The sequence below is a fragment of the Taklimakanibacter albus genome, assembly GCF_016595235.1.
In the GTDB taxonomy this organism is placed as follows: Bacteria; Pseudomonadota; Alphaproteobacteria; order Rhizobiales; family Aestuariivirgaceae; genus Taklimakanibacter; species Taklimakanibacter albus.
Genome location: NZ_JAENHL010000007.1, coordinates 569,623 through 586,161, shown reverse-complemented (window position 1 = coordinate 586,161; position 16,539 = coordinate 569,623). Strand labels below are relative to the sequence as shown.

Here is a 16,539-nt window from a genome sequence, read left to right as displayed (position 1 = left end):
CCTCCGGCATTGAGCGGGAGGGGCCTTATTGGTGCGTGACGGCCCGGATTACCCGGCCGACGCTTCCTTCTTCGCTGCCGTCATGATGTCGAGCAGCTTGTCATAGTCGGGAACAATGTCGTACTCGACCGAGCGCGCCACTTCCTCTTCGAGCGAATCCCACTGGATGGCGTCGAGCTCTTCCTTGGTGAAGAGATCGAAACATTCCTTGTTGCCCATCTGGGCGACGGGATTGAAGGTGCCTTCGGCGAAAGCAACGGTGTGAGCGACCTTCGGGTCCTGCACATATTTCAGGAACTCGGTGGCGAGCGGCGACAATTCCGGATTGTTCACCGGCGAGGTGATTTCGATCCAGACGATGCCGCCCTTGCCGCCTTCCATCGGGCCCGAATTGGGCGTGATGCCGCGGATATTGGCGGCGCCGTCGGCGCGCGCCGGCGAGGCTGAATAGGTGCCGCCGGTCAGATGGAAGTCGATCTCGCCCGACACCAGCGACTGGTTCATCGTGGCGATGTCGCCGACCACCTTGGCGCCCTTGAAAACGCGCTTCGCCGTCTCGGTGAATTTGGCGACCTCGTCGTCATTATGCACCTTGAAGGGATCGAAGCCGGCGATGCAGCAGATGTTGAAGACGTTCCAGTCGTCCGATTCGAGGACGCCATACTTTTTGTCATTGGCCGGGTCGTTCCACAGATTCCAGCCTTGATCCTCGGCGGTCTTGCGGCTGACCTTGTCGGTGTTGACGACGAAGCAATAGGGTCCGAAGCGCTGCGCCATGCCGATGAGCTGCTCGCCCTTCTCGTCCATCGCCCATTTATAGGGGGCCTTGAAGGCCGGCATCATCTTGTCGAAATAGGGTTCGAAGGTGGCGCGATCGAGCGGCTTGATCAGGCCCTCGGGCGCCATGATCTTGCGGGCCCAGGGATTGTTGACGTTGATGAGGTCCCAGATCTTCGTTTCACCGGCGCGCAGCCGGTTGACCATGGTCGGATCGTTGGTGAGAGACTCCGCCTTGACGGTGGCGCCCTTATCCTGGCGGAAAGGGTCGAGCACCTGGGCCGAGTTGTAACCTTCCCAGCACAGGATGTTCAGCTCTTTCTCGCGGGCGGCATGTGCCGGGGTGGTGGTGAATTTTGCGCCGGCTGCCACGGCCGCCGCAAAAGCGGTCGAGCGTTGCATGAAATTCCGGCGAGACAGGGGTGTTTTCAGCATGCGACTTCCTCCATTGTTCTGTTACCCATCACTTGGCGTGGGCTTGGTTCTGGCGTTTCCCATCTGACAGCCTAGGGCAGGTCCCTGGCAATCGCTTGACTTTCGAGCGTCCCGATTTGACACCCTCCTTTCTGGTTTCAGAGCCGCATCATCGCAATGAGCTCCGCGCTCGACATGACGTGACAGTAGATCATGTTGATGATCTCGAGCTCCTTGCGGTGGAGCTCGTCCGAACCGGCCGCGCAGCAATCCTCCACGACCACCACATTGTAGCTTTCATCGGCCAGGCTGCGCACCGTCGAAGACACGCATTGGTCGGTAAAAATTCCGGCACAGACGACGTTCTTGATCCCCAGATTATGGAGGATCAGCCGGAGATTGGTGCCGGTCAGCGCGGAGTCGGTCGTCTTGGTGACGACGATCTCGTCACCCGCTGGTGCCAATTCAGGGACAAGTTGGGAGGGGGCTTCGTCCTTCGGCAAGAGCAGGTTGTTCCAGCCCGGCATCTTCTGGCTGAGCGAGCGGTCGCGGCCATCCTTGGTGTGGCAGGCGATGCGGGCGAAGAGGCACTCTATGCCATGCCGGCGGAAGCGCGCCAGGAGGTCGGCGGTGCGCGGAATGACCGTGTCCCGCATCCGGCTGTGGAAAGGCGTCCAGGCGTCGTAGCGGCGCTGCTCGTCGGGCGTCAGCGTGGCGCGGTCAGGACGCGCCAGATACGTATTCTGAACGTCGATGACGAGGAGGGCGGTCTCCTTCCAACCGAGATCGAGGTCCGCCGGTTCGGGCGCACCTTCGTAATAGATCGATCGGAAGGAATTTTTCCAACTCATCGCCATCTCGTTTGGAAATAGCTTGCGCCATCCATGTCAGCTATGCAACATAATTGTTGTGGGTACAACATAAGAGTGGCGACATGGACTTCATTTTCATGCTGACGCATCACGACAAGACGGTCCAGAACTGTCTTGACGTTTACGACTCTCTCTCCGGCATCGGCCTGAAACATGTGGGCTTCAAGGATGTCGGCGTCGACAAGGCCACTCTCAAGGAGCTGACACGACGCATCAAGGCAGATGGCTGCATCGCCTATGTCGAGGTCGTCAGCCAGACGCCGGAGACTATCCGCCAGTCGATCACCGCTTCCGCCGAACTCGGTGTCGATCGCGTGCTCGGCGGTCAGGACATCAAGCTCGCCATGGATACCTTCAAAGGCGGCGGGCCTTCCTATTATCCGTTCCCCGGCAAACCGATCGGCCATCCGACCAAGCTCGGCGGCACGGCGGTGGATGTCGAAGCGGATTGCCGCAGAGCCGTCACCTCGGGCTGCCCGGGCGTCGACCTCCTGGCCTATCGCGCCACCGAGGCCGATCCGCTCGATCTCATCCGCGCGGCGCGGCGTGGTGTCGGCGACAATGGCTATCTGATCGTCGCCGGCAGCATCGACTCGCCGGCGCGCATCAAAGCGGTTGCGTCGGCGGGTGCCGATGCCTTCACCATCGGCTCGGCGGTTTTCGAAGAGGCCTTCGCGCAAGGCGTCAAGGGTGTGCGTGATCAATGCAAGGCGGTATTGCGCGCGACCGGTACATGACATGGAAACCTTGAGACAGCTGCTGACGGGCACTTATCGAGATCCCGATACAGGCGAGCTCCTCCATGTGCCGATGAAGGCGCTGGTGATCGAGCCGACGCTCGCCGGGCGCGAGGCGGAACTCGTCAAGGCGCTCGATCTGCCGAAGCCTTTCGCGATCCTTTCCGATGACGATACACATGCCGCGTTGGCGCATCGGGTCGAGCCGGCGCTCGCCTCGCTGGGTGAGATCATACCGATCAGGCTCGGCAAGCGGCCGCATCCCGATGACGAGACGGCCGCGCGCGTGATGCGTGCCGGCGAGCGGGCCGGATCCTATATCGCCGTCGGTTCGGGCAGCATCTGCGATCTGGCCAAATATTCAGCCGCCAAGCAAGGCAAACGCTGCGCCGTCTTCGGCACCGCGCCCTCGATGAACGGCTATACGTCCGTCAATGCCGCCATCACCGTGCATGGGCACAAGAAGTCCCTGGCGGCGATCTCGCCCGACGGCGTCTTCATCGATCTCGACGTGCTGGCCAAGGCGCCGAAACGCCTGATCCAGGCGGGTTTCGGCGATGCGATCTGCCGGTCGACGGCGCAGGTCGACTGGCTCCTGTCGAGCCGTCTCTTCGGCCAGACCTATCGCAAAGCCCCGTTCGCGTTCATCGCTGATCTCGAAAACCAGCTCGTCGCCGATCCGGGTGCTCTGCTGAGGGGCGATCGTGCGGCTCTGAGCTGCCTGATCCGGATCCTGCTGCTCTCGGGCTTCGGCATGACGATCTGCGGCGGTTCTTATCCGGCGAGCCAGGGCGAGCATCTGATCAGCCATCATGTCGAGATGATGCCGCCTGAAGGCTGGGAGCCGGCGCTGCATGGCGAGCAGATCGCTGTCACGACGGTGGTGATGGCCAAGCTGCAGGACCAGCTTCTGGCGCGCGATACACCACCGCTTCTCGAACCCAGCAAGCTCAGCATCGGCGCGCTCAAATCGCATTTCGGCGATGAGGTGGGCGCCGCCTGCTGGCAGGACATCCAGCCCAAGCTCACCGACGCACCGAGGGCGGCGCGGCTCAATGAAAGACTGCAGGCGATCTGGCCAGTCCTCAAATCAGAGATCGAGCTGGTGCGCCGGTCCTCCGGCGCCATCGACAAGGCGCTGGCGCAGGTCGAGGCACCGCGGCGTTATCCGGCAATCGGTCTGTCGCGGTCGTTCTTCAAGAATGCGATCCTGCATGCGCGGGAAATCCGGAATCGCTATACCTTCCTCGACCTCGCGGCCGATTCAGGCCTCCTGGAACCGGAAAGGCTGATCGATTGACGACCTTGCTACCACTCGCTTCCTGTCCGCCGAGCGAGCTTCGGGCGGTGAAGGCGATCCTCACCGATATCGACGATACGCTGACGCTCCATGGCCGCCTGCCGGCGATCGCCTATCGGGCACTCGAGGACCTGCGCCGCACAGGGCTGGTTGTGATTCCGATCACCGGCCGGCCGGCGGGATGGTGCGATCACATTGCGCGCATGTGGCCGGTCGACGGCATCGTCGGCGAGAACGGCGCCTTCTACTTCCGGTATGATGACAAGTCCCGCAAGATGCAGCGTGTCTATGGCCAGCCGGCCGAAGAGCGGCTTGCGAACAGCGCCAGGCTCGAAAAGCTCGGCGCGCGCATCCTCACCGAATTCCCGGGTACCGCCATCGCCTCCGATCAGGCCTATCGCGAGATCGATATCGCCATCGACTTCTGTGAGGATGTGCCGGCGCTGCCGTTGGCAACGGCCGAGCGCATCAGGCAGGCCTTCGAGGCCGAGGGTGCCGTGGCCAAGGTGAGCTCCATCCATGTCAATGCCTGGTTCGGCCATCACGACAAGCTGACCATGACCCGGCGCATGCTCAAGGAGTGTTTCGGGATCGATACAGAGCGCGAGAAGCAGCATATTGTCTATGCCGGCGACTCCCCCAATGATGCGCCGATGTTCGCCTTCTTTCCGAACTCGGTCGGCGTCGCCAATGTGATGCCTTACAAGGAGATCATGGCGCATCTGCCGCGTTATGTGACCAAGGCCGAAGGTGGGGAGGGGTTCGCCGAACTCGCCAGGGCTCTGTTGGAGGCCCGCCATGGATAAATTGTCCAAGCGCGAGAGACAGGATCGCATCGTCACCCGTCTCAACACCACGGTGGCGGTGCGCATTTCCGATCTCGCCGAGGAATTCGACGTCACCACCGAGACGATCCGGCGCGATCTCGACGCGCTCGCCGAGCGCGGCCTGCTGGCGCGCACCTATGGCGGTGCGGCGATGCGAGCGCTCTCCGACGAGCCCGGAATCGCGGCACGCGCCCAGACCTATGTCGCCGAGCGCGAGCGCATCGCCCAGACCGCGGCGCGGCTGGTGAAATCCGGCGATGTTCTCATCATCGATGCCGGCTCGACGACGTCGCATCTGGCCAAGGTGCTGGCGCAGCTTCCGATCGAGTTCCGCGCGATCACCAATTCGATCGGCGTGGCGCGGCTCCTGGGCCAATCAGACACGGCTTCCGTGCTGCTCTGCCCCGGGGATCTGCGCCTCACGGAAGAAGGGGTGTTCGGTCCCGAGACGCTCGATTTCCTCGACCGCTATCATGCCAATCTCGCTTTCATCGGCGCCGGCGGCTTCACGGTGAACGAGATCAGCGACGCCGATGCGGCGGGTGCGGCGGTCAAGCGCAAGATCATCGCGCGTTCGGAACGCGTCTATCTGCTCGCCGACCAGACCAAGGCCGGCATCACTCAATTCGCGACGATCTGCGCCTTGGGCGCCATAGACGGGCTCATCACCGATGCGAGGCCCGACGAGGCTATGGTCCGGGCGCTCGGCGAGGCACAGGTCGAGCTCAGTGTCGCAGAGCAAGGGAAGACCGGCATCGCCGCATGATCGTCGGCATCGACATCGGCACCCAAAGTCTCAAGGCGGTGATCCTCGCCCCCGAGATGAAGATCATCGGCGAACACGCCATTCCTTACAGCCCGAATTTCCCGCACCCCGGATGGGCAGAGCAGGATCCATCTCTGTGGGAAGCGGCATTGGGGCAGGCCATTCAGGGCGCCCTCGCCAAGGCCGGGCGCAAATCGGATGAGGTTAAAGCGCTGGGTTTCGGCGGCCAACTTGATGGCTGCGTCGCCGTCGATCGAGGCGGAAAGCCGCTGCATCCCTGTCTGATCTGGATGGACCGGCGTGCCGAGATCGACGGCGTCGATGCCGATACGGTTCACGCACGCTGCGGCGTGGTGCTCGACGCGACCCATCTCGCTGCCAAGATCAGATGGCTCAAGCGGCATGTGCCGGCTGTGTCCGCGGCGGTGAAGTTCCATGTGCCGGTGTCCTATCTGGTGTCGCGGGTGACCGGCGCCCATGCGATCGATCACGCCACCGCCTCGACCAGCATGGTCTATGGGCTCGAGGCGCGTGCCTATGACGAGACGTTGCTCGCGGCTTTCGGAATCGGTGCTGAAGAGCTGCCGGAGGTCATGGATATGGCCGACAAGGCCGGGGAACTGTCGGCGGAAGGCGCCCGGCTGACCGGTCTGCCGACCGGCATTCCAGTCGCGGTCGGTACCGGCGACGATTTCTCCTCATCTCTGGGGGCGGGACTCACCGTCCCCGGGCGTTTCATCAATGTGCTCGGAACCGCCGAGGTGACGGGTGCGCTGCACGGGGCGCCGGTCGTCGATCCGGGCCGGCTCGTCGAGACGCATGCTTTTCATGGCGGGCACTATTTCATCGAGAATCCGGGCTGGCTGTCGGGCGGCGCGCTCGTCTGGTTCCGCGACACGTTCCGGCTCGCGAGTTTCGACGAGCTGACCGGGCTCGCCGGACAGGTCGAGCCGGGGGCCGAAGGGGTGACCTTCATCCCGGCTCTGTCCGGCGCCATGGCGCCCGAATGGATCGCCTCGGCGCGCGGCGCCTTTTATGGCCTGACGCCCGCGCATGGAGCGCCACATCTGGCGCGCGCCCTGCTCGAAGGGCTCGCTTTCGCCATGCGGGACGTGTTCGAGCGCACACAGAAGCTGGGCCTTGCGGCCGATGCCTTGCGGATCGTCGGCGGGGGAGCGCGCAGCGCCTTGTGGAAGCAGATCCGCGCCGATCTCATCGGCCTGCCGGCCGAAACGCCGCTCCATACCGATACGTCAGCTATCGGCGCCGCCGTTCTCGCCGGCAAGGCGGCCGGCCTCATTGCGGATATCGGCGGGACGATTGCCGAGCTCAATCCCGTCGCGGATGTGACTTTGCCGCTTGTTCGGCACAAGCAAGCCTATGACAATGCGTATCGGCGCTATCGCCAGCTCTTTGAGTCATTGAGGCCTTTGTTCTGATCCGCATTCTTTTCACGCTTGCTTTGGGTGCTCTCGGCGGCGCCATCTTCGCCTATCTGCATCTGCCGGCGCCTTGGCTCGCCGGCAGCATGATCGTGGCGATCATCGCCGTATTGTCCGGGATAAAGCTCTCGGTGCCGCCCTATCTGCGCATTCTCGCCTTCATCATTCTGGGCGTACAGATCGGCAGCAGCGTCACGCCGGAGACGCTCGCAACGGCGGGCCGCTGGCCGCTGAGCCTGGCGATATTGCTGCTGACGGTCTTCGTGGTGACGGCCGCCTGCTATTGGTTCTACCGGCGGGTGCGCGGCTGGCCGATGGCCGATGCGCTGTTTTCGAGCCTGCCCGGCGCGCTCGCCATGGTCGTCGCCATGGCGGACGAGGCGAAAGCCGATATGCGGCGGGTGATCATCGCCCAGAGCATCCGACTGTTCTTCCTCGTCGCGGCCCTGCCGATCGTCATCACCAATCTGTCGCACGCGGCGGTGCCCCCGACGGCAGTGGTGCCGACAGTGTGGTGGGAGATCGTGCTGGTCTTCCTGGCGAGCGCCGCGGCAGCGCTGCTCCTCAACCATCTGAAGGTTCCGGCCGGGCTGTTCATCGGCGCGATCGTCGTCAGCGCCGGATTCTTCCTGGGCGGTATCGCCCATGGTGCCCTGCCGGCGCCGGCACTGATCCTCGCCAATGTGACGCTCGGTACTCTGCTCGCCAGCCGGTTCCAGGATTTCAGCCCCGGAGAATTGCTCTATGGCCTGGCGGATGGAATGGCGGGCTTCGCCATTGCGCTGGCGATCTCGATCCTGGGCGCCATCCTGGCGAGTCTCGTCGCGCATCAGCCCGTCGCCTTGACGCTGCTCGCCTTCTCGCCGGGCGGGCTCGATGCGATGACCGTCATCGCGCTCGCGCTCAATCTCGATCCGGCCTATGTCGGTGCCCATCAATTGGCGCGCTATTTCGCCATGAGCCTCACCGTTCCGACGCTCGCCGCCTATCTGTTGCGCCGCCGGCTGCCACCGCCATCCTCCGACGAATAGGAATTCCGGCGAATCGGCCGGCACGCTAAAAGGCCACCGTTCCGCCGCATTGGAATGGTGCAAGGCGGCGCATATTGTTGGAGTTGAAGGATGTCGATGCGGCCGATGCGCGAAATTATGGTCCAGCTCCTGGCGACCGTCATGATCCCGCTCACCGTGGCGGGAACCGGCCTCTATTACACGCGCTGGCAGCAGAATCTGAGCGATCTCAAGACCATGATCGATCTGGTCAGCGACGAGAACTCCGAGAAGCGCAAGTTCGGCATCGCCATGCTCGAATATCTCCTGAAGAACGACAAGGTGCCGGTGGAGTTCGTGGCGGCGCAGCTCGATTACGCCAACTCATCGTCCGACAAGCAGATGCTTCCTCTGATGGAGGCGGCGCTGATGAAGGCGTCGGACGAAAATGCCGCCGTCGCCGAGACCTTCCGCAAGGCGCTCGAACGCCTGCCGAGCCGGCTCTTCGTCCACGCCATGACCGATCAGCAGCGCGCCTGCATCGCCACGATGCTCCTGTCGCTGAAGGATGCCGACCGTACGCAGATCTCCGTGCCGCTGATCGCGCAAGTCAATTGGGACGGCAAGCAGCATGAATTGCGGGTGCTGAAGGACAGCGACATGGAGCGCGGCCAGGCCATCGCCAACATGTTCGGCGCGCTCGGCCTCGAGCTCAAGGTGATCAATCTCACCACCATCTGGGAAGGCGCCAAGAAGGTCCGGCCCAATACCTTCGAATTGTGGTTCGGCGATGCGCCGCTACCCACTGTCTGCGGCGGCTCGGCGCAGCCGGTCAAGTCTCAGTAGACCACCAGGGACGCGGCGCCCGTCTTGGCCTGCAGGTCGTGCGGGGAGAGCCGCATGACGCAATGTGGGGTGCCGGCGGCGGCCCACACGCTGTCATAGGCCAGGAGATCGGCATCCATGAAGGTCTTGAGCGGGGTGTCGTGGCCGAAAGGCGGGATGCCGCCAATGGCGTAGCCGGTGGTGCCACGGACATAGCTGGCGTCCGGGCGTGCCAGGCTTTCGCCGATCACATTTGCCGCCTTCTTCTCGTTAACCCGATTCTTGCCAGAAACCAGCAGCAGATAGGGCGTGCCCGACTGGGCGCCTCGGAAAACGAGCGACTTGACGATCTGGGCAACCTCGCAGCCGCAGGCGGCAGCGGCTTCCTCGGCGGTTCGGGTGCTGTCCGCCATGGTGACGATGTGAGGGGATAGGCCAAGGCGCTTCGCCGCATCGGCGACGCGCTGGGCGCTGGAAGGCAGTGGATTGTCCATTTCGGTCATGGCTTTGCTGGTGCGGGAGTTGCAAGATATGGAAATAGCTGAAGAAACGAGTCTTTTGCGACCTATTTTGGCACAGACGGTTCATAATTCGGGAGCATTCTAGTGGTTTCCCCTCTGTCGACAAGATTACCGGGAGATCAGAGCCTGGGCGGCGCGCTGCGCCAGGCCCGCCTGGCGGAGGCTGCCCATTTCGATGCGGTGCTGGACATCAGAGACGCCCAGACGCTGCGCCTGCAAGTCCTGAAAGACGATCTGGCCCCGGTCGTGGCCAGCAATAGCGCGGCCACATCCTTCATCGACCTGGCGCTCGTGCCGGGTGACCCGCCGCGCCTGTGGGTCGATCTCATCACGTCCGTGGTCATGGCGCCCGATCCGCGCAGCTACCGGCTCGTCCAGGACAGTCCGGCCGGGCGCCAGACGCTGCTCGAGACGACTAACCGCGATGAGATGATCGAGCGCATCACCCAGCATATCGCCCACCGCCTGATCGCGCGGGAGCGTGAGATCACGGCTGTCTCTGCCCCTTCGGCAGGTCTTAAGCCGGCGATCATCGGGCATTCGACCACCGCCTTGATCCTGGCCTGGCTGTCCGGTTTTTCCATCGGGGCCCTGGCGCTTTTCATTGCCGGAATATTAATTTCCCGGCTCACCGGATAGCGTCGTTAATAATCTGAAATACCTTTTGATTTTAAGCTTTCCCGTCCCGCTGTTAGCTAAGAGCAGGGGATTTCAGCGAGTCCTGTCGGTTTCAGGACGCTGTCGGGAAATAGGTAGTAAGGTCAAGAGGTTAAGTTGCACGGCACGGCTATCAAAGCGGGATTGAGGCAGAGCGCGAGCGAGTTCGCGTTGAGCCCCACGTCCCATCATAACCCGGTGCTGGCGAAAGTGCTTGGTGGTTTTGCCACGCTGACCGCGGGTCTCGACTATGCCGCGCGCGGTGTGACGGGCTTCAATTTCTACTCGTCGCGCGGCCAGCTCGAGCATGTGCTGCCCTATCGCGAATTGCGGCTGAAGGCGCTGGCCACGGCGCGCAAGCTTCTCTCGACCGGTCTCAAGCGCGGCGAACGTGTCGCCGTCGTCGCCGAGACGAGCCCCGATTTCATGGCAGTGTTCTTCGGCTGCCAATATGCCGGCCTGGTGCCGTGCCCGATGCCTTATTCGATGTATATCGGCGGCAAGAACGCCTATGTCTCGCGCATCGCCGGCATGCTGAAGACAGCGCGCGCCAGCGCGGTCATCCTGCCGAACGATCTCATCTCCCATATCACCGAAGCAGCGCGGCTCGCCGACACGGCGATCGTCAAGACCTTCGAAGAACTGGCGGCGATGCCGGAGAGCATCGAGAAGCTGAAGCCCTTCGACGTCGACGATGTCGCCTATATCCAATATTCCTCGGGCTCGACCTCGAGCCCCAAGGGCGTGCTCATCACCCAGAAGGCGATCGTCGCCAACACGCGCGGCATCCTGCGCGACGGCCTCAAGATCACCAATGAGGATCGCGCCTTCTCCTGGCTGCCGCTCTATCACGACATGGGCCTCGTCGGCTTCTGCCTGTCGCCGATGATGGGGCAGGTGACTGTCGACTATCTCTCGACGACGTCCTTCGCCCGCCGTCCGGCCCTGTGGCTCAAGCTGATGTCGGAGAACCGCAGCACCATCGCCTATTCGCCGTCCTTCGGCTTCGACCTCGCGGCGCGCCGGATCAATGGCGAAGCGGTGACACTGGATCTGACGTCCTGGCGCGTCGCCGGCATCGGCGGTGACATGGTGCGCGCCGACATCCTGAATGATTTCGCCGAGAAACTCTCGGTCGCGGGCTTCGACGCCAAGGCCTTCACGCCGAGCTACGGCATGGCCGAGTCGACACTCGCCATCACCTTTGCCGATCTCAGCAAGCCGGTGAAGATCGATACCGTCGATCGCCTTCATTACAAGCTGGCGCAACGTGCGGTTCCGGCGAGCGAGCAGCTCAAGCAGAGCCCCGAGCGGGTGCGCAGCTTCGTCGTGTGCGGCAAGCCGATCACCGGCCATGAAGTCATCATCCGTGACGATAGAGGGGCGGATCTCGGCGAGCGTGAAATCGGCCGTATCCTGTTCAAGGGCCCGAGCCTGATGGACGGCTATTTCGAGAATGCCGAAGCCACCCAGGCGATCATGACCGCCGATGGCTATATGGATACCGGCGACATGGGCTACTGGCTCGACGGCGAGATCGTCATCACCGGCCGCGCCAAGGACCTGATCCTTCATAACGGCCGCAATATCTGGCCGCAGGACATCGAATGGGCGGCCGAGCAGATCGAGCCGCTGCGCAATGGCGATGCCGCGGCCTTCGCGGTCGAAGGCGAGGATGGCGAGGACGATGTCGTCGTGCTCGTGCATTGCCGTATCGCCGATGCGGCGGAGATGGAAAATTTGCGCCGCAAGGTCGCCGCCGTCGTCCATCAGACCGCCGGCGTCGAATGCGCCGTGATCCTCGTCGCGCCGAAGAGCCTGCCCTTCACCTCTTCGGGCAAGCTTTCCCGCGCCGGCGCCAAGGATGGGTATCTCACCGGCGACATCGCCGAGATTTCGCCGTTGGCGCGCCTGCCGCGTTCCCTGGATGAAACGCGGCTCGCGGCCGCGCAATAAACCACGATTGGCTTAGGGCCGATGCAAGGGCCGATAGCACTCACCGGAAGCACCGGTTTCGTCGGTCGTCATCTCGTCAAGATGCTGGAGGACGCCGGATATTCTCTGCGGCTCCTCGTGCGCAAGGGCCCGCGCGACTGCGGGTTCGGCACGGCTGAAACGATCATCGGCGGGCTCGATGACGAAGCTGCGCTCCGGCGCCTGGTCGCCGGCGCCCAGGCCGTCATCCATCTGGCTGGGGCGATCGCCGCGCCCGACCGCGCCACCTTCTTTGCCGTCAATGCACAAGGCACGGAGCGGCTGGCGCAGGCGGCGCTCGCTGCGGGCGTCGAACGCTTCATCCATGTATCGAGCCTCGCCGCGCGCGAGCCGCAGCTCTCCGACTATGCGGCGAGCAAACGCCAGGCCGAGGATACGCTGCTGGCGCTTCCGCCGCAGGGCCTGCTCATCGTCAGGCCGCCGGTCGTCTATGGTCCGGGGGATCGCGCTACCTTGCCCTTGCTCGGACAGCTCACCCGGCGTTTCGCGGTCATACCGGCCGCGGCACAGGCGCGCTTCTCGCTTCTCTATGCCGAAGATCTGGCGAAATTCCTGATGGCGCGGCTCGACGACCGGACGACGGGTCTGCGCGAGATCGACGACGGGAAGGCCAATGGTTACGGCTGGTCCGATCTGACGAAGAGCGCGGCCGAAGCGGAAGGACGGGAGCCACGCCTGGTCTTCCTGCCGCGGTGGCTGCTCCAGGGCCTGTCCTGGCCAGTGTCGCTGCTGGGCGCCGGATTGAAATTGCGCGTGCCGCTGACGCCCGGGAAGGTGCGCGAGCTCTATCATCGCGACTGGGTCGCCCATGGCGATGCGGGTCTCGCCGGGGCCGTGTCGTTTGACGAGGGCTTCCGCCTTACGATCGCCTGGTATCGCGAACAAGGGTGGTTGCCGGTCAAGACCGGGGCCGATAGAAGGCGGGCGCCGAAGTCTTATGGAGAGAGCATGAAATGAACCAGGACATATTCGCGACCCTGTGTCAGCTGCTTGAACCGTTCAATACGGCCAAGATCGCCCTTAAGCCCGAAACAGATATCTCTGCCGATCTCAATATCGATTCCGTGTCGGTGATGGACTTCGTCATGGAAGTAGAAGACCATTTCGACATCGAAATCCCGCTCAATGTCCTCTCCGAAACCCGCTCGCTCGCCGATCTCGTGAAGGTCGTCGAAGGCCGTCTGGCAAAGGTGTGATCCCATGACTGATCTCTTCGACAAGCACCGCGGCATAGCCGAGCGTCATGAGCGCATGATGTCGCTCGGCGTCAATGCGGTCAGCCTCACCAATGACCGGATCCTGTCGCCGACCCGCGCCATCATCAACGGCCGCGAGACCGTGCTGGCCGGCACCAACAATTATATGGGCATCACCTTCGAGCCCGACTGCATCGCTGCCGGACAGGAGGCGCTCGGCCTCTACGGCACCGGCACGACGGGCTCGCGCATCGCCAACGGCTCCTATGCCCTGCATCGCGATCTCGAGAAGGAACTGGCGGGCTTTCTCAACCGCACGCACTGCATCATGTTCACCACCGGCTACCAGGCCAATCTCGGCATGCTGGCGGGGCTCGCGGGGCCTAAGGACACGATCTATCTCGACGCCGACTCGCATTCCTCGATCTATGACGGCTGCACCTTGTCGGGCGCCAAGCTGGTGCGCTTCCGCCACAATGACGCGAGCGACCTCGACAAGCGCCTGGCGCGCTCGGAAGACGGGGGCGGCCGGCTGGTGGTCCTCGAAGGCATCTATTCGATGCTGGGCGACCGTGCTCCGCTCGCCGATTTCGTCGAGGTCAAGAAGAAACACGGCTTCCAGCTGCTCGTCGACGAAGCGCATTCCTTCGGCGTGCTGGGTCCGAACGGCCGGGGCCTCGCCGACGAGGCGGGCCTCGAGGACGATGTCGATTTCGTCGTCGGCACCTTCTCGAAGAGCATCGGCGCGATCGGCGGCTTCGGCGCCGGTAACCATCCGCTGTTCAACATGCTGCGCTATACCTCGCGCCCCTATATGTTCACCGCCTCACCGTCACCCGCGACGGTGGCGACGTCGCTGGCGGCGATCCGCAAGCTCAAGGCAGAGCCCGAGCGGCGCGAACGCCTGGCGGTCAATTCGGCCCGCCTGTTCAACGGCTTCAAGGCGCTGGGCCTGGCGCTCGGCTGCGACAGCGTGAGCCCCATCGTGGCGGTGAACTGCCCCGACGAGGTTTCGACCATCGCCATGTGGAATGCGCTTCTCAATGCCGGCGTCTATGTGAACATCGCCCTGCCGCCCGGCACGCCCGGCAAGCAATGCCTGCTGCGCTGCTCGGTGTCGGCGGCGCATACATTCGAGGACATCGACCGGATCATCGCGTTGTTCGGCGAGGTCGTCGCGCAGGGCCACTACAAAAAGGCTAGCTGACCTCGCGCATGCGCGGCGAGGGGCGGGCGGCGGCAGCGTCCCATTTCTCGATCAGCGTCAGGCAGGCGAGCTGGTTTACCGGCCGGCTGTAGAGAAAGCCCTGGCCGTAGATGCAGCCGAGTTGCTGCAGCTCGATCGCCTGCGCCTTGAGCTCGATGCCTTCCGCCGTCGTCGCGACACCAAGGCTCCGGGCGAGGCTGAGCATGGAGCGCACGATCTTGGCGTTCTGCTGGGGATCGGCCGAAGGGCGAATGAAGGATTTGTCGATCTTGATCTTGTTGATCAGGAGCTCGGAGAGATGCTGCAGGCTCGAATAGCCGGTGCCGAAATCATCGAGCGCGATGGAGATGCCGAGCAGTTTGAGATCGACCAGCGGCTGGCGCACCGACTCGAAGTTGGCGGCGAGGGCGCTTTCGGTAATCTCGATCTCCAATCTTTGCGGCGTGATGCCGGCATCCTTGACGATGTCGCGGATGCGCACCGAAATATTCGGGTTGACGAGCTGCATGGGAGAAAGATTGACCGACACCGAAAGCTGCGGGGGCCACAGGCGCGCACTGGCGCAGGCCTGCCGCAGGATGGAGATAAACAGGTCGTCGATGAGACCCGCCTCCTCGGCGACCGAGATGAAGGAGTCGGGACTGATCAGCCCGTCATCGGGATGCTCCCAGCGGGCGAGAGCCTCGAAGCCGACGAGACGTCCGGTGGCGAGCTCCACGACCGGCTGGAAATACGGCACGATGAGGCCGCGCTCGATCGCCGCCGGCAGTTCGGTTTCGATGCGGGCGCGCAGCCTGATGCGATCGTCCATCGAGGCATTGTAGTAGACGGTGGCCTCGGATTGCTCGCCGCGCGCATGCTGAAGTGCGATGTCGGCCTTGCGATAGAGCGATTGCGGATCGGTCGCGTCCTGGGGCGCCTTGGCGACACCAAGGCGGGCATTGAGGGATATGGTGCCGGACGCCGCAGCAATCGGCTTTTTCAGCAGCTTGATCAGCCGGTCGCATTGCGCCTCGAGATCCTGCTCGTCGGCGAATTCGGTGAGGATCACGAACTCGTCGCCGCCGACGCGGAAAGTGTTGGTCAAATCGCTCTGATTGGACTGGAGGCGCTTGGCCAAGGCGACGAGGATCGTATCGCCGGCGACGTGGCCATAGAGACTGTTGACCTTCTTGAAGCCGACCATGTCCAGCGAGATCAACGCAAGCTTCTTGCCCCCGGTGGAAACGGTATGGAGCTTCTCGCCGAGAACGCCGCTCAGCGCGCGCCGGTTGGCGAGACCGGTCAGTTCGTCATGCATGGCGAGGAAGCGGATATTGTCCTCAGCTTCGGCGAAGACGTCCTCCGAGCGGCGGAGATTGCGGTAGAGAGCCCACCACAGGATTCCCAAGCCGATCAGCACGAGGCAGAATTTCGACAGCTGCGAGAATTTTGAGACCGACGCGAAATCAGTGCGCAGCTGCTGACGGGTGGCCTCGACGAGGCGGCCGGTTTCGCTGGTCAGCCGCGCCTTCTCCATCGCATAAGTGCGCGAATCGAGGATCGCCTCGGCCTCGGCCTTCTGCCCTTTCTGGACAAGGCTCAGTGCCTGGCGCTCCATATTGGTGGTCGCTTCGTTGGAAATCTTGCCATAGGTGGTGAAACGCTTCGCGGCCTCGGCGGGGGCCATCGCGATCCCATCGGCAATCGAGCGATCGAGCAGCGGGACGGCATTTTCGTAGCGGATGATCCACCGCCAATCGCCGCTGGATACGGCCATATGGGCGAACATGGAGAGGCGCTCGTCGAACAGCGCGATCTGATTGGCAACGAGACTCGCCCGTTGCAGCCGGGCGTCGATCTGGCGCGCCCAGTTTTCGAATATCGAGCGCTCGATCATTCCAGCGACAGCCAGCAGGAACGCGCCGAACAGCGCGATCATGACACTGCGATGTGCGACCGAGATCGCCCGCTTGACGATCGAGTGTTTCATCTTCCGCCGGACTGTGAATCCCGAGGATTTACTTAGACCGAA

16 protein-coding genes are annotated in these 16,539 nt (G+C 63.3%); 12 read left to right on the top strand and 4 right to left on the bottom strand.

Features of this window, described 5'->3' with window-relative positions; translation table 11 throughout:
* Positions 1-48 precede the first annotated feature (48 nt).
* Complete coding sequence (locus tag JHL16_RS14355) at positions 49-1,212, bottom strand: ABC transporter substrate-binding protein (RefSeq protein WP_200185522.1); 1,164 nt, start codon at positions 1,210-1,212, stop codon at positions 49-51.
* Positions 1,213-1,349: 137 nt separating this feature from the next.
* Positions 1,350-2,042: a cysteine hydrolase family protein gene (locus tag JHL16_RS14350; protein ID WP_200185521.1), complete on the bottom strand. Its 693-nt coding sequence runs from the start codon at positions 2,040-2,042 to the stop codon at positions 1,350-1,352.
* Positions 2,043-2,125: 83 nt separating this feature from the next.
* Here JHL16_RS14350 and JHL16_RS14345 point away from each other — a divergent pair, with 83 nt between their 5' ends.
* From JHL16_RS14345 to JHL16_RS14315, 7 genes are all read left to right on the top strand, one after another.
* The gene (locus JHL16_RS14345; RefSeq protein WP_200185520.1) at positions 2,126-2,800 is read left to right on the top strand and encodes a beta/alpha barrel domain-containing protein; all 675 of its coding nucleotides are present in this window, start codon (positions 2,126-2,128) and stop codon (positions 2,798-2,800) included.
* A 1-nt stretch (position 2,801) separates the two neighbouring features.
* The gene (locus JHL16_RS14340; RefSeq protein WP_210346022.1) at positions 2,802-4,100 is read left to right on the top strand and encodes an iron-containing alcohol dehydrogenase; all 1,299 of its coding nucleotides are present in this window, start codon (positions 2,802-2,804) and stop codon (positions 4,098-4,100) included.
* On the top strand, positions 4,097-4,906 hold the full coding sequence (locus JHL16_RS14335; protein ID WP_420884539.1) for an HAD-IIB family hydrolase: 810 nt from the start codon (positions 4,097-4,099) through the stop codon (positions 4,904-4,906). Before JHL16_RS14340 ends, JHL16_RS14335 begins: the two co-directional genes overlap by 4 nt.
* Positions 4,899-5,693 carry a DeoR/GlpR family DNA-binding transcription regulator gene (locus JHL16_RS14330; RefSeq protein WP_200185518.1) on the top strand — a complete coding sequence of 265 codons (795 nt, stop codon included), beginning with the start codon at positions 4,899-4,901 and terminating at the stop codon, positions 5,691-5,693. The genes JHL16_RS14335 and JHL16_RS14330 overlap by 8 nt, the downstream gene beginning before the upstream one ends.
* Positions 5,690-7,132 (top strand): xylulokinase, encoded by a 1,443-nt coding sequence (locus JHL16_RS14325; protein WP_200185517.1) that lies wholly within the window; start codon positions 5,690-5,692, stop codon positions 7,130-7,132. The genes JHL16_RS14330 and JHL16_RS14325 overlap by 4 nt, the downstream gene beginning before the upstream one ends.
* A complete protein-coding gene (locus JHL16_RS14320) occupies positions 7,114-8,166 on the top strand; it encodes an AbrB family transcriptional regulator (protein ID WP_348647259.1) in 1,053 nt (350 codons plus the stop codon). The genes JHL16_RS14325 and JHL16_RS14320 overlap by 19 nt, the downstream gene beginning before the upstream one ends.
* Positions 8,167-8,256: 90 nt before the next feature.
* On the top strand, positions 8,257-8,970 hold the full coding sequence (locus JHL16_RS14315) for a hypothetical protein (RefSeq protein WP_200185515.1): 714 nt from the start codon (positions 8,257-8,259) through the stop codon (positions 8,968-8,970).
* Here JHL16_RS14315 and JHL16_RS14310 read toward each other — a convergent pair.
* Positions 8,964-9,452: a YbaK/EbsC family protein gene (locus JHL16_RS14310; protein ID WP_200185514.1), complete on the bottom strand. Its 489-nt coding sequence runs from the start codon at positions 9,450-9,452 to the stop codon at positions 8,964-8,966. The genes JHL16_RS14315 and JHL16_RS14310 overlap by 7 nt on opposite strands.
* 102 nt (positions 9,453-9,554) lie before the next feature.
* Between JHL16_RS14310 and JHL16_RS14305 the strand changes: the two genes are divergently transcribed.
* The 5 genes from JHL16_RS14305 (at position 9,555) to spt (ending at position 14,525) form a co-directional block, all read left to right on the top strand.
* Positions 9,555-10,109 carry a hypothetical protein gene (locus JHL16_RS14305; protein ID WP_200185513.1) on the top strand — a complete coding sequence of 185 codons (555 nt, stop codon included), beginning with the start codon at positions 9,555-9,557 and terminating at the stop codon, positions 10,107-10,109.
* 189 nt (positions 10,110-10,298) lie between these two features.
* Positions 10,299-12,083 carry a fatty acyl-AMP ligase gene (locus tag JHL16_RS14300; RefSeq protein WP_200185512.1) on the top strand — a complete coding sequence of 595 codons (1,785 nt, stop codon included), beginning with the start codon at positions 10,299-10,301 and terminating at the stop codon, positions 12,081-12,083.
* Between the two features lie 21 nt (positions 12,084-12,104).
* A complete protein-coding gene (locus JHL16_RS14295; protein WP_200185511.1) occupies positions 12,105-13,079 on the top strand; it encodes an NAD-dependent epimerase/dehydratase family protein in 975 nt (324 codons plus the stop codon).
* Positions 13,076-13,318 (top strand): acyl carrier protein, encoded by a 243-nt coding sequence (locus JHL16_RS14290; RefSeq protein ID WP_200185510.1) that lies wholly within the window; start codon positions 13,076-13,078, stop codon positions 13,316-13,318. Before JHL16_RS14295 ends, JHL16_RS14290 begins: the two co-directional genes overlap by 4 nt.
* A gap of 4 nt (positions 13,319-13,322) precedes the next feature.
* Entirely contained in the window at positions 13,323-14,525 is a 1,203-nt protein-coding gene (spt, locus tag JHL16_RS14285) for a serine palmitoyltransferase (protein WP_200185509.1), read from the top strand.
* Here the strand turns inward: spt and JHL16_RS14280 are convergent.
* Positions 14,518-16,497, bottom strand: a complete 1,980-nt coding sequence (locus tag JHL16_RS14280) for a putative bifunctional diguanylate cyclase/phosphodiesterase (protein WP_200185508.1) — start codon at positions 16,495-16,497, stop codon at positions 14,518-14,520. The genes spt and JHL16_RS14280 overlap by 8 nt on opposite strands.
* Between the last annotated feature and the right edge of the window lie 42 nt (positions 16,498-16,539).